The following is a 13,230-nucleotide window of genomic DNA, read 5'->3' as shown; positions in this document are numbered from 1 at the left end:
CGAGCGGGAACCGGGGCTCACCGGTTCCCGCTCGCCCGCAGGTTGCCGATCCCGACGTCGAGCGCCGCTTCCAGGTGGTCGATGCGGCCGGTCGAGAGCATGACCACGACACCGCCCTGGATGCCGGCCAGCAGGGCGGCGGACGTGCGTCCGGCGTCCAGCTCCGGATCGACCTCACCGGCCCGCTGCAGGTGGCGGATGCCCGCCTCGATCTCGTCCTGCCAGCGGCGCAGCAGCTCGGTCACCACGGCCTGCGCGCCCGGCGTCGCGCGGCCGAGCTGCGAGATCAGCACGTTGAGCGGGCAGTGCCGGCCGCGGCTGTCGTAGTGCGAGACGACCGTGTCCCGCCAGCGCCGCCACGCCGCCCACGACGTCAGCTCGCCCAGCTGCGGCTGCTGCACCGCCAGGACCTGGTCCGCTTCGAAGCGGGCCACCGCCAGCAGGAGCTCTTCCTTGCCGTCCGGGAAGTAGTGGAAGAGCTGGCTCTTGCTCGTTCCCGTCCGCGCCCGGACGTCGTCGAGCGTGGTGACGGCGACGCCGTGCTCGCGGATCTCCGCCGCCGCTCCCTCGATGATCCGCTGCCGCGTCGCGGCGCCCTTCGGGGTCAGTTTTGGACTCACTGGTCCAGGTTAATCCGCTGGCCACGTCCGGGAGAATGCCGGGTATGTCCACCGTCACGCCGTTCGCGGTCCTCGCGGTGATCGGCGCCGTCTCCGGCTCGGTCACCGCGTGGCTGCTCCTGCGCCGGGACCGGCCCGCCGAGGTGCTCACCCCCGCGGCGCCGCCGGAGCCGGTGCCCGGGGAAGTCGCCGCCCGGCTGCTGGCCGACGAGCGCACCGCGCGGCTGGCCGAGCTGACCACGCTCGCCGAGCGGGCCGACGGGGACCCGGAGCTGCGCCAGGAGTGCGTCGACCGGATCCTGGACCGGTTCCGGTCCGGGTGGCCGGACTCGGTGGCCTGGCAGGCCGAGCTGTGGCGGCTCCTGCTGCCGCACCTGCGCCCGGGAGCCCCGCGGTTCTGGCCCGGGATGGACGTCGAGCTGGACCACCTGGTGCTCCACGCCGTCGACCTGCGCGGCTGCGAAGTCCGCGACGCGCGCTTCCACGGCGTGCGGTTCGCCGACGACGCCCGCTTCGGCGACGCGCGCTTCACCGGCTTGGTGAGCTTCCAAGGTTCGTGCTTCGCCCGCCACGCCTTCTTCGGCGGTGCCCGGTTCGGGACGGGCGCCGACTTCGAGAACGCCACCTTCACCGGTACCGCCGACTTCGCCGGGGTGACCGCCGCGGGCCCGGTGTGGTTCGACCACGCCCGCTTCTCGGCCCGCACGGACTTCACTTCGGCCGCCTTCGGCGACGAAGTCTCGTTCGAGGCGACCGGGTTCGCCGGCCGCACGCTCTTCTCCGGCAGCCGGTTCGCCGCCGGCGTGCTCTTCACCCGGGCGCGCTTCAGCGGCCCCGCGGACTTCACGGGCGCGACCGCCGCCGGCTTCGACTTCACCGGGGCGCGGGTCCGGACGGACGCGCGCGTCGTCCGGACCTGGCCGCCGGGCTGGGCGCCCGGCGAGCCCCAGCCCCCGCGGTGGGCCGGGTTCACTCGGGCTTGATCGGCAGGTCCGCCCCGTCGCGGAGGAAGACCGGGATGCGTTCCGGCGGGGCCGGGGCCTCGACCCAGTCGCCGCCTTCGTGCTGCGTGCCGGTGATCGCGTCCGTCCACACCGCCCCGGCCGGGAGGTACACCCGGCGGGTGGTGACGCCCGGTTCGAGCACCGGCGCCACCAGCACGTCCGGGCCGAGCAGGAACTGGTCGTCCACGTCCCAGGCGGCACGGTCCGCCGGGAAGTCGACGAACACCGGGCGCATCGGCGGGATCCCCTGCTCGTGGGCCACCCGCATCTGCGCCATCAGGTACGGCCGCAGCCGCTCGCGCAACCGCAGCGACGCCGTGATCGCCTCGTAGGCCGACGGACCGAACGACCAGACCTCGTTGGGGCCACCGGTCATCTCCGGTCCGAACGCCGGGCGCGGGTCGCGGAAGCCGTGCAGGCGGAACAGCGGGCAGAACACACCGTAGGAGAACCAGCGGACCATCAGCTCGCGGTACTCCGGCGAGCCGGGATCGCCGCCGTGGAAGCCGCCGATGTCCGTGGTCCACCAGGGGATACCGGCCAGCGCCACGTTCAGCCCGGCCCGGACCTGCGTCCGCAGTGATTCCCACGTCGCGCCGATGTCGCCCGACCAGAGCGCCGCCCCGAACCGCTGGCTGCCCGCCCAGGCCGAGCGGGACAGCAGCACCACTTCGTCGTCGCCCTCGGCGCGGATGCCGTCGTGGAACGTCTGCGCGTTCGCCTGCGGGTAGAGGTTGAACACCTCCGCGCCCGGGCCGGCGTGGAAGCCGAGGTTGTGCGGGTGGCCGGGCTGGATCTCCGGCTCGTCGCCGTCCAGCCACCAGGCGCGCACACCCAGGTCGTAGTAGTTCTCCTTGACCTTGCTCCAGACGAACCGCCGCGCCTCGGGGTTGGTCGCGTCGTAGAAGGCCACCGGCATCTCGACACCGAACCCCTTGTCCTTCCACGGCGCGTGCGCCGGGACGCCGCTCTCGGCGGCGACCAGCAGGCCCTGTTCGTGCAGTTCGCGGTAGTTCTCCGAGAGCGGGTTCACCGACGGCCACACCGAGACCATCAGCTTGACGCCGAGTCCGTCGAGCTCGCGCACCAGCCCGGCCGGGTCCGGCCACTCGGCCGGGTCGAACTTCCAGTCGCCCAGGTGGGTCCAGTGGAAGAAGTCCGCGACGATCACCGAAAGCGGCAGTCCCCGCGCGTGGTACTCCCGGGCGACGGACAGCAGTTCCTCCTGCGTCCGGTAGCGCAGCTTGGACTGCCAGAACCCCGCGGCCCACTCCGGCAGCATCGGCGCGTGGCCGGTCGCGTCGGCGTAGTGGCTCAGGATCCGGCGGGGGCCGTCGCCGGTGGTGACCCAGTAGTCGAGCTGGCGGGCGTCGTCGGCGACCCAGCGGGTGCCGTTGGCCGCGAGCTCGACCCGGCCGACGGCGGGGCTGTTCCACAGGAACCCGTAGCCGCGGCTGGACAGCAGGAACGGCACCGACACCTCGGCGTTGCGCTGCACCAGGTCGAGCACCAGGCCCTTCTGGTCGAGCTTGCCGTGGGTGTGCTGCCCGAGCCCGAAGATCCGCTCGTCTTCGTAGGCGCTGAAGCGCTGTTCCAGCCGGCCGTAGCCGTTGCGCGAGGGCATGAACAGCCGCGCCCCCGGCCACCAGAAGTGCGCGCGCTGCTCGGACAGCAGCTCCTCACCGGTGTCCGTGCGGACGAACTTCAGCTGCGCGTCGATCCCGGTGTCGGTGTCGGCGATCTCGACGATCGCCGTGAGCGCCCCGTTGACCACGCGGCCGTACCGGCCGTCGGTCTCGGCGGTGGCGGCGGACGGCTTCGCGGGCAGCAGCGCGCCCGGGACGTCCTCGAGGATGCGGTGCCGCCCGGCCCGCACGCGCAGGCTGCCGTCCCCCCACGGCTCGATGCGCAGCACCTCGTGCCGCACGCTGACTTCGAGCGAGCGGCCGTCTTCGGTCGTGGCGATCACGCGGGTCTCCTTGGGAAGAACTAGTCTTTGACGGCGCCGCTGGTGAGCCCGGCGACGACGTAGCGCTGGGCGACGACCAGCAGGACGGCCGCGGGGATCGCGGCGAGGACGGCGGTGGCCATGATCCCGTTCCAGTCGGCGGACTGGTTGCCGACGAACCGGTAGATGCCCACGGTGATGGGTTCGAACGACTGCCCGGTGGTCAGCGTGACGGCGAACAGGAAGTCGGCCCAGGCGAACAGGAACGAGAACAGCCCGGCGGTGACGAGGGCGTTGCGGCTGACCGGCAGGATGATCGAGGAGAACGTGCGCCAGTACCCGGCACCGTCCACCCGGGACGCTTCGGTGAGCTCCTTCGGCACGGAGATCATGAACGCCCGCAGCAGCAGGACGGCGAACGGGATGGTCGCGGTCGAGTCGGCGAGCACCAGACCGAGGTAGTTGTCGATCAGGCCGAGGTTGCTGAACACGGTGTAGAGCGCGTTGGCCATCACGATGCCCGGGATCATCTGCACGATGAGCAGGACGAACACCAGCACCGGCCCGCCGCGCACCTTCAGCTGGGCCAGCGCGTACGACGCCGGGGCCGCCACGAGCAGCGACACGGCCACCGTGCCGAGTGCGACGACGACGCTGGAGAGCAGGTGCGGCCCTTGGGAGGACAAGGCCTTGCGATACCCGTCCAGGGTGCCGCCGACCGGGAAGAACGCCGGGTCCGGGCGCAGCAGGGCGCCGCTGGGCTGCAGCGAAGCGTTGACCATCCAGTACAGCGGGAACAGCAGCACCGCGACGATCAGCACGCCGAGCGCGGTCCGCGGCCAGTTCGCCGTCTTCATGCCGCCTCCGCCAGGGTCGCCTTCGCCGAGCGCAGGTAGAGCAGCCCGAAGAGGGTCGCCACCACGATGAGGACGTTGCCGACCGCGGCGCCCTGCCCGAACGCGAAGTCCTGGAAGGACAGCCGGTACGACCACGTGGTCAGCGTCTGGGTCGCGTTGGCCGGCCCGCCGCCGGTGACCACCATGATCACGTCGAACACCTTGATCGTGTAGACCAGCCCGAGCATCAGCACGATCCCGGTGACCGGCCGCAGCAGCGGCCAGGTGACGTGCCGGAACCGCTGCCACGCCCCGGCGCCGTCCAGCGCCGCGGCTTCGTAGAGCGACGCCGGGATCGCGCGCAGCCCGCCGTGCAGGATCACCAGGTTGAACGGGATGCCGATCCAGATGTTGGTCAGGATCACCGCCGGCAGCGCCCAGCTCGTGCTGCTCAGCCACGGCACCGCGTCGAAGCCCAGGAACCGCAGGCCGGCGTTGAGCACGCCGTGGTCCTGGTCGAACATCCACCGCCAGACCGCGCCGCTGACCACCAGCGGCAGCAGCCACGGCAGCAGGAGCAGCGACCGCAGCAGCGCGCTGCCGAGGAAGCGGCCGTTGAAGAACACCGCGAGCGCCAGGCCGATGCCGAACTGGAAGACGAGCGACCCGGCGGTGAACAGCACCGTGTTGAGCGCCGCCGTCGAGAACAACGGGTTGTTCAGCACGGCGGAGTAGTTCGAGAGGCCGACGAACGGTGCTTCGCCGGTGTAGAAGGACTTCACCGTGTAGTCCTGGGTGCTCATCACCAGGTTCGCGACCAGGGGGTAGCCGAAGAACACGATGACGTAGGCCAGGGCGGGCAGCAGGAACGCCCACGCGGCGAACCGGTTGTCCCGGCGGGACTTCCGGTTCGCGCGGGGGGCCGCCGAGACCGCCGGGGCGGCGGCGAGCGTCACGAGCCGCTCGCCTGCTGGGCGGCCTCGAGGGCTTGGTCGACCGGGGTCTTGCCGGTCAGCGCCGCCTGGAGCGCGTCGGCCAGCGCCTGCGAAACCTTCGGGTACTTCTCGCCGAGTTCGGCGGTGCGGGAGCGGGCGGTGCCGACCTCGTCGACGAACGCCTGCATCGCCGGCTGGTCCGCGCCGAACTTCCGCGCCACGGCCGTCTTCGACGGGATGTAGGCGTGCGCCTTGCTCCACTCGACCATCGTCGGCTCGGAGAGGATGCAGGAGAGCACCCTCCCGGCGGCCTGCTGGGCGGGCCCGGTGGTCACCGGGACGGTGCCGACCTCGCCGCCGAGGGCGACCACCGGCTTGCCGCCGTCGTGCGGCACCGGGATCGGCACGACGCCGTAGTGCAGCGACTTCTGCTCGTCGAGCCGGGCGATGTTCCACGACCCGTTGATCATCATCGCCGCGTTGCCGCCGACGAACTGGTCGGCGACGTCGTTCTGGTTCCAGGTCACCACCGACTTCGACGCCGAACCCGAGTTCACCAGGTCGGTGACGTACTGCAGCGCCTGGGCCGCCTTCGGTGAGTCCACTTGGGACAGTTCCGCGCCGTTGCTCCAGAAGAACGGGAGGAACTGCCAGGTGCCCTCCTCGGACGGGATGGCCGAGAACGCGAGCCCGTACTTGCCGTCCTTGGTCAGCTTCGCCGCGGCGGTCTTCAGCTCGTCCCACGTCTTCGGCGGCTCGACCCCCGCGGCCTGCAGCAGGTCCTTGTTGTAGATCAGCGCGAGGCCGTTGACGCCGGGGGCGACACCGTACACCTTGCCCTGGTGGGTCCCGGCCTTCACGATGCTGTCGTAGTAGCCGTCGGTGCTGATGCCGTAGTCGCTCAGCGGGGTCAGCGCGCCGGTGGCGGCGACCTGCTGCAGCGTCGGGTTGTCGGTGAAGAGCAGGTTGGGCAGTGTCTTCGAACTGGCGCTTTGCAGCACCTTCGGCAGCATCTGGTTGGTCGGCACCTTCTGGCGCTCGATCTTGATCCCGGTCTGCGCGGCGCAGGTGTCGAGGATCTTCTGCCAGGCGGCCGACCCCTGTTCGTCGGCGTAGTAGTCGAGCTCGGTGATCGACGTGGCGGCCGGGGCGTCGGCACCGCCCGGCGCGGCCGGGGCCGTCGGGCTGGGGCTGCAGCCGGCCAGCAGCGCGGCGCCCGCGGTCAGCACGAGGGCGCGACGAATCGAGGTCATGGTGATTCTCCTTCGACGGCGGAGCAGAACCGGTCGGTCTAGGCGCGCGGCGCGGCGGTGCTCTCGCGCCGGGTGAGGCGGGGCCCGAGCAGGCGGACCTCCGGGGTGGTGTGGCCGGCGAGCCGGCGCATGGTCATTTCGACGGCCTGGGTGCCGACCTCCTCGGCCGGGATGGCCACGTTGGTCAGCGCGACGGCGTGCTGCTCGGCCATGCTGTCCGGGCACACGGCGATCACCGAGATGTCCTCGGGCACCCGCAGGCCGCGGTGGCGCAGGTCCGACAGCAGCCCGGGCAGCACGGCCTCGTTGTGCACGACGAGGCCGGTCAGGCCGGGATCGGCGGCGAGCAGCTCGCCGACGCAGGCGCTCACCGCTTCGTAGGAATGCGCGCACGCCCGGGAAGCCGTACGCACGTCACGGCTCTTCGCGGCTTCGTCGAAGCCGCGCAGGAACCGCGTCGCGTAGCTCGTGCCACGCCGGTAGACGGCGGGGGACGGGCCGATCAGCGCGATCGAGCGGTGGCCCAGCTCGGCCAGGTGCGCGACGCACGTCGAAGCGGCCGCGGTGAAGTCGAGGTCCACGCAGCTGAGCCCGGCCGGGTGGTCGGGTACGCCGATCAGCACCACCGGCAGGTCGAGCGCCAGCAGCATCGGCACCCGCGGGTCGGCGGCTTCGACGTCCATCACCATCAGCGCGTCGGCGATCGCCGAGGACGCCACCCGCTGCAGTGCCGCCGGTCCTTCGTCCTTGGTGAGCAGCAGCAGGTCGTGGTCGTGCGCGCGGGCCGCGGTGACCGCCGAGGCGACGAACTCCATCACGACGGCGACGTTGAGGTCCGTGCGCAGCGGCACGACCAGGGCGAGCACGTTGGTCTTGCTGCTGGCCAGCGCCCGCGCCCCGGCGTGCGGGTGGTAGCCGAGCTTGCGGATGCTGTCCTCGACCAGCCGCCGGGTCTTCGGCGAGATCGAGCGCTTGCCGCTGATCACGTACGACACCGTGCTGGGGGCGACCCCGGCCGCGTTGGCGACGTCGTTGATCGTGACCACGGGCGGCCTCCTGGGGACGGGGCTGGCAGCTGTCGAAGCGCATCGACGATGGCACGAAGGTAAGTGACACCCGCCGGAAACACAAGCATCATTCGCCGGTTGCGGGTATTCGACGGTTATTCGACAACAAGCCTCTTCGTCGAAATCGTCGAAAGCACCTGTTGAAGGATCTTTATGCAGCTCAGAGCCACCATCGGCGCGGTCGGGCGAGAAGTCTGGGAGCGTTTTCAGCATGTCTTGACCTCCCGCTCACACGACTGTAATAGTCGTCGGGTTCCCCGCCGTTCGACGCGAATGTTCCGCGCCGCGCCGTCGAAACGATTCGACGAATCGGAGGCCGTCCGTGCGCTTGTCCTTCTTCCGCCGTGCCCTCGTCCCGGCGGTGGCCGCGACCCTGCTGGTGACGCCGTCACCGGCGCTCGCGGCCCCGCCACCCCCGTTCCGCGACCCGTCGCTGCCCCTGGCCACGCGGATCGACGACCTGCTGTCCCGGTTGACCGCGGACGAGAAGATCTCGCTGCTGCACCAGTACGAACCGGCCATCCCGCGGCTGGGCATCGGCGTGTTCAAGACCGGCACCGAAGCCCTGCACGGCGTGGCCTGGTCGACGGACTACGACAACAAGGGCGCGGTCGTGAAGGCCGACGGCACGGTGTTCCCGCAGGCGATCGGGCTGGCCAGTACGTGGGATCCGGCGCTGGTCAAGCAGGTGGGTGCGGCGGTCGGGCAGGAAGCGCGCGGCTTCAACGCCCGCAACCCGACGCTGTGGGGCCTGAACCTGTGGGCCCCGGTGGTGAACCTGCTGCGCGACCCGCGGTGGGGCCGCAACGAAGAGGGCTACTCCGAAGACCCCTACCTGACCGGGAAGACGGCGGTGGCCTACGGCCGCGGCATGCAGGGGGACGACCCGCGGTACCTGCAGGCCGCCCCGACGCTGAAGCACTTCCTCGCCTACAACAACGAAGCCGACCGCGACACAAGCAACTCCTCGGTGCCGCCGAAAATCCTGCACGACTACGACGAGCAGGCGTTCAAGATCCCGCTGCGGGCGGGCGCGGCCAACGCCGTGATGCCGTCGTACAACCTGGTCAACGGCCGGCCCAACCACGTGAGCCCGGACCTCGACGGCGCGCTGCGCAAGTGGGCGCCGCAGGACATCGCCGTCGTCAGCGACGCCGGCGCGCCCTCCAACCTGGTCAACTCCGAGAAGTACTACGCCACCAAGGCCGAAGCGGACGCGGCGGCGATCAAGGCGGGGCTCGACAGCTTCACCGACAACGACACCGACGGCTCGATCACCGTGGCGGCGGTCAAGGAGGCACTGGCCAAGGGGTTCCTGACCATGGCCGACGTCGAGAACGCCGACCGCCACCTGCTGTCCCTGCGGTTCCGGCTCGGCGAGTTCGACCCGCCGGGCCGCAACCCCTACGCGAAGATCACCCCGGCGGTCATCGGCTCGCCCGAACACCGGGCGCTGGCGCGCCGGACCGCCGTCGAGCAGATGGTGCTGCTGCGCAACAACGGCGGCGCCCTGCCGCTGGCCGCCGCACGGAACAAGAAGATCGCGGTCGTCGGCCCGCTCTCGGACACCCTGTACGAAGACTGGTACAGCGGCGCGATGCAGTACAAGGTGACGCCGGTGCAGGGCATCAAGGAGCGGCTCGGTGCGGCCGGCACGGTCTCCTCGGCCGAAGGCGTCGACCGGATCGCGCTGAAGGACCTCTCGACCGGCAGGTACCTGACCGCACCCGCCACCACCGGCAAGGTGACCGCGGGCGGGACCGTGGCCGGCCCGGCCGAGTCCTTCGACGTCTACGACTGGGGCGCGGGCAAGAACACCCTGCGCGCGGCCGCCAACGGCAAGTTCCTCAGCTACTCCGGGGGCGCGCTGGTCAACGACGCCGACCAGCCGGCAGGCTGGTTCGTGCAGCAGCAGCTGAAGCTCGACGCCCAGCCCGACGGCAGCTACGTGCTCGAGTACGCGGGCAACGAGGTGAACGAACCGTGGTTCGGCCCGAACAAGTTCGCTGTCGTCGGCACCGATGGGGTCGTGACGATCTCGGCCCCGGACGCCGCGCACGCGACCAAGTTCGGCCGGGACGTGCTGACCAGCGGCGTCGGCAGCGCGGTCGCCGCCGCGAAGGACGCGGACACTGCCGTCGTCGTGGTCGGCAGCATGCCGTTCATCAACGGCCGCGAGGCCAACGATCGCACCAGCACCGAGCTCGCCCCGGCGCAGCGCGCGCTGATCGAAGCGGTGCAGAAGGCGAACCCGCACACGGTCGTCGTGGTGGAGAACAGCTACCCGACGACCGGCTGGGACACGCTCTCGGTACCCGGCATCCTGTGGACCAGCCACGCCGGGCAGGAAACCGGGCACGCGGTCGCCGACGTGCTCTTCGGTGACCAGGACCCGGGCGGGCGGCTGACCCAGACCTGGTACGCCTCCGACGCCGGCCTGCCGGGCATCCTGGACTACGACATCGCCAAGACCGGGATGACCTACCAGTACTACCGGGGAAAGCCGCTGTTCCCGTTCGGCTACGGGCTGAGCTACACCGGCTTCCGGTACGACCGGGTGCGTGCGGTGCGTGCCGGGGACGAGGTCCGGGTCAGCGTCGACGTGACGAACACCGGAACCCGGTCCGGCAGCGACGTCGTCCAGCTGTACTCGAAGAACGCCGGCGTGCAGCGGTTGCGGGACTTCGCCAAGGTGGCCCTGGCCCCGAAGGAGACACGCACGGTGCGGTTCGAGGTGCCGGTGGCGGACCTGGCGACCTGGGACGTCTCGCGCGAGCGGTCCGTGGTGGCGGCCGGCGTCCACGAGTTCTCGGTGGGCCGCAACGCTTCCGAGCTTTCGGCGCCGCAGCCGGTTCACGTCCCGGGAGAACGGCCGCAGCCGCGCGACCTGAGCCGTCCGACGCAGGCCCAGAACTTCGACGACTACTCCGGGACGACGCTGACGGACACGTCGAAGGTCTCCGGCACCTCGGTCGCGGGTGTCGCCGGGAGCTGGGTGGCGTACCGGGATGTGGCGCTGAACGGCCCGGCGCGGTTCTCGGCCACGGTGTCCGCGCTGACGCCGTCGAAGGTCACGGTCCGCGTGGACTCGCCGACCGGCCCGGTCCTGGGCACGGCTTCGGTCCCGGGCACCGGCGACCGGTACGCGTACGCCACGGTGACGGCGGCCCTGGCGAAGGCGAGCGGGCGCCACGACGTGTACCTGACCTTCGACGGTCCGGTGAACCAGGCGAGCTTCTCGCTGAAGTGATCTACGGTTTCCGGCCGACCCCGGCGTAGGGGAGCGAGTTGACCGAGGGGTGGGTGTCGGACACGTCGCCCACCCCTTCGGGGTTCCACATCGCGCAGCCGACCAGGCCCGGTTCGACGAGGTCGAAGCCCTCGAAGAACCGGAGCACCTGGTCGTGCGTGCGCGGGAACGGCCGGTTCTGCTGGTTCTGCCGTTCCGTGTACACCTCGATCGCCTCGTCGAGGCCCGCCGAACCGGAATCCGCCGCGACGTGGGTGAGGGCCAGGAAACTGCCCGGGGCGAGCCGGTCGCGGTAGCGGGCCAGGATGCCGGCCGGGTCCCAGGAATCGGGGACGAAGTGCAGCAGCAGCAACATGAACACGCCGGTCGGCTGGTCCGGGTCGAGCAGCCGGCGGGCCGGCTCGGCGTCGAAGATGTCGTTGACGTCGCGCAGGTCGGCCTGCAGCACCGCGCAGTTGTCGTTGCCCTGCAACAGCAGTTCGCTGTGCGCCACGGCGACCGGTTCGCGGTCGACGTAGACCACCCGGCAGGCCGGGTCGAGCTGCTGGACGATCTCGTGCAGGTTGCCGACCGTCGGGATGCCGGAGCCGACGTCGAGGAACTGCCGGACCCCGGCGTCCACCATGGCGCGGGCGGCGCGGCGGAGGAACGCGCGGTTGAGCCGGGCCGCGTCGCGGATGCCCGGCATGATCTTCAGGATCTGTTCACCCAGCGCCCGGTCGGCCGCGAAGTTGTGGTCGCCGTCCAGCCAGAAGTCGTACACCCGGGCCGGGTTCGGCACCGTGGTGTCGATCTCCGGCGGTACCCAGCTCAGTTCTCCGGTCACGGGACCTCCCACCCTCGCGGACGCTCGAGGCACGGAGCTTAGTCCTCTCACCCGTTCGTGTGGACTCGCGCTCCCGCCGGCCGGGCCCCGGCTAAGGTGTCCCGGTCACGAGGGAGGCGAGGCCATGACGAACGCGCGTCCCGTTCCCGGCCGGTGGCCCCTGCTCGGGCACACGCTGCCGCTGCTGCGCAACCCACTCGGGTTCTTCACTTCCCTTCCGGCACACGGAGAAGTCGTCAAGATCCACCTCGGTCCGCTGCCGGTGCACGTGGTCACCACGCCGGAGCCGGCCTGGCAGCTGCTGGCCACCGACGCCGACAAGTTCGACAAGGGCCTGGTCTTCGACAAGATGCGCCCGCTCTTCGGCGATGGCCTGGCCACCTCGAACGGCGAGCTCAACCGCCGCCAGCGCCGGCTGGTGATGCCCGCTTTCGGCCGCACGCGGATCGCCGGCTACGCCGAGCACACCATGACGAGGCTGGCCGACGACCTGGCGAGTTCGTGGCGGCCCGGCGAAGTCGTCGAGTTCGACCGGCGGATGCAGGACCTGGTGCTGACCATCGCCGGGCAGACGTTGTTCTCCACCGCACTGGGCGAAGACGCACTGGCCGAGATCCGCCGCTCGATCCCGATCATGCTCAAGTACGTGCTGGTCCGGGCGTTCTCCCCGAGGTTCGTCGAGAAGCTGCCGATCCCGCCCAACCGGCGGTTCGACGCCGCCGCGGCGCGCCTGCGCGAGGTGATCGGCGAAACCGTGGTCGCGGCCCGGGAAACCGGCGCCGATCACGGCGACCTGCTCTCGATGCTGCTGTTGGCCCGCGACGAGGACACCGGCGAGGGCATGTCCGACCGCCAGGTCCACGACGAGGTCATCACCATCCTGACCACCGGCGCCGAGACCACCGCGGTCGCGCTCGCCTGGTTCTTCCACGAGCTGGGGCAGCATCCGGACGTCGAGCGGCGGTTCCACGCCGAGGTCGACGAAGTCCTCGGCGGCCGTCCCGCGCGCTTCGAGGACCTGCCCGACCTCGCGTACACGCACCAGATCGTCAACGAGATCGTCCGCCGCACCCCGCCGCTGATCCTGATGCGCCGCGCGCGGGAGGACGTCGAGCTGGGCGGGGTGGCGATCCCGGCGGGCAGCGAGGTCGCGGTCAGCCAGCACACGCTGCACCGCGATCCGCGCTGGTTCCCCGAGCCGGACCGGTTCGACCCGGACCGGTGGGCGCCCGGCCGCGCGGCGGAACTGCCGAAGGGCGCGTACATCCCGTTCGGCGCGGGTGCCCGGTTGTGCCCGGGGCACGTGTTCGCGCCGACGGAGATCGCCATCGTCGCCGCCACCATCGGGGCGCGGTGGCGGCTGGTGCCGGTGCCGGGCCGGAAGGTGTACGCGCAGATCAAGGCCACCATGCAGCCGAACCGGCTTCCGATGACGGTGGTGCCGCGCACGACCTGACGGTACGCGTTCGGCTACCGGGTGTAGTGTTTCCG

The 13,230-nt window shown here is 71.1% G+C and carries 10 protein-coding genes; 3 read left to right on the top strand and 7 right to left on the bottom strand.

The features are described from left to right. Positions 1-17: 17 nt before the first annotated feature. Positions 18-620 carry a TetR/AcrR family transcriptional regulator gene (locus HUT10_RS04015; protein ID WP_176169921.1) on the bottom strand — a complete coding sequence of 201 codons (603 nt, stop codon included), beginning with the start codon at positions 618-620 and terminating at the stop codon, positions 18-20. A 44-nt stretch (positions 621-664) separates the two neighbouring features. On the opposite strand from HUT10_RS04015, the gene HUT10_RS04010 reads away from it, so the two are divergent. Continuing rightward, entirely contained in the window at positions 665-1,603 is a 939-nt protein-coding gene (locus tag HUT10_RS04010) for a pentapeptide repeat-containing protein (RefSeq protein WP_176169920.1), read from the top strand. Here the strand turns inward: HUT10_RS04010 and HUT10_RS04005 are convergent. Genes HUT10_RS04005 through HUT10_RS03985 form a run of 5 tightly spaced genes read right to left on the bottom strand, consistent with a single transcriptional unit; the run spans position 1,590 to position 7,642 of the window. Next, entirely contained in the window at positions 1,590-3,593 is a 2,004-nt protein-coding gene (locus tag HUT10_RS04005; protein WP_176169919.1) for a TIM-barrel domain-containing protein, read from the bottom strand. The two genes, HUT10_RS04010 and HUT10_RS04005, sit on opposite strands and share 14 nt — an antisense overlap. 20 nt (positions 3,594-3,613) lie before the next feature. Then, a complete protein-coding gene (locus HUT10_RS04000) occupies positions 3,614-4,429 on the bottom strand; it encodes a carbohydrate ABC transporter permease (protein WP_176169918.1) in 816 nt (271 codons plus the stop codon). Then, entirely contained in the window at positions 4,426-5,364 is a 939-nt protein-coding gene (locus tag HUT10_RS03995; protein ID WP_176169917.1) for a carbohydrate ABC transporter permease, read from the bottom strand. Before HUT10_RS03995 ends, HUT10_RS04000 begins: the two co-directional genes overlap by 4 nt. Continuing rightward, a complete protein-coding gene (locus HUT10_RS03990) occupies positions 5,361-6,596 on the bottom strand; it encodes an ABC transporter substrate-binding protein (RefSeq protein ID WP_176169916.1) in 1,236 nt (411 codons plus the stop codon). The genes HUT10_RS03995 and HUT10_RS03990 overlap by 4 nt, the downstream gene beginning before the upstream one ends. 38 nt (positions 6,597-6,634) lie before the next feature. Then, on the bottom strand, positions 6,635-7,642 hold the full coding sequence (locus HUT10_RS03985) for a LacI family DNA-binding transcriptional regulator (RefSeq protein ID WP_176169915.1): 1,008 nt from the start codon (positions 7,640-7,642) through the stop codon (positions 6,635-6,637). A gap of 343 nt (positions 7,643-7,985) precedes the next feature. Here HUT10_RS03985 and HUT10_RS03980 point away from each other — a divergent pair, with 343 nt between their 5' ends. After that, positions 7,986-10,913: a glycoside hydrolase family 3 protein gene (locus HUT10_RS03980; protein WP_176169914.1), complete on the top strand. Its 2,928-nt coding sequence runs from the start codon at positions 7,986-7,988 to the stop codon at positions 10,911-10,913. 1 nt (position 10,914) lies between these two features. Here the strand turns inward: HUT10_RS03980 and HUT10_RS03975 are convergent, their stop codons facing one another. After that, positions 10,915-11,739, bottom strand: coding sequence for an SAM-dependent methyltransferase (locus tag HUT10_RS03975; protein ID WP_176169913.1), 825 nt, complete (start codon positions 11,737-11,739; stop codon positions 10,915-10,917). 124 nt (positions 11,740-11,863) lie between these two features. On the opposite strand from HUT10_RS03975, the gene HUT10_RS03970 reads away from it, so the two are divergent. Next, positions 11,864-13,195 carry a cytochrome P450 gene (locus HUT10_RS03970; protein ID WP_176169912.1) on the top strand — a complete coding sequence of 444 codons (1,332 nt, stop codon included), beginning with the start codon at positions 11,864-11,866 and terminating at the stop codon, positions 13,193-13,195. Positions 13,196-13,230 lie beyond the last annotated feature (35 nt).

Origin of the sequence: Amycolatopsis sp. Hca4, assembly GCF_013364075.1 — a bacterium.
In the GTDB taxonomy this organism is placed as follows: Bacteria; Actinomycetota; Actinomycetes; order Mycobacteriales; family Pseudonocardiaceae; genus Amycolatopsis.
This window is presented reverse-complemented; position numbering and strand designations above follow the sequence as displayed.

Excerpts from the sequence above, each read along its gene's own strand:
- HUT10_RS04010 (WP_176169920.1), top strand. The coding sequence starts at position 665 with ATGTCCACCGTCACGCCGTTCGCGGTCCTCGCGGTGATCGGCGCCGTC.
- HUT10_RS04000 (WP_176169918.1), bottom strand. The coding sequence starts at position 4,429 with ATGAAGACGGCGAACTGGCCGCGGACCGCGCTCGGCGTGCTGATCGTC.
- HUT10_RS03990 (WP_176169916.1), bottom strand. The coding sequence starts at position 6,596 with ATGACCTCGATTCGTCGCGCCCTCGTGCTGACCGCGGGCGCCGCGCTG.
- HUT10_RS03970 (WP_176169912.1), top strand. The coding sequence starts at position 11,864 with ATGACGAACGCGCGTCCCGTTCCCGGCCGGTGGCCCCTGCTCGGGCAC.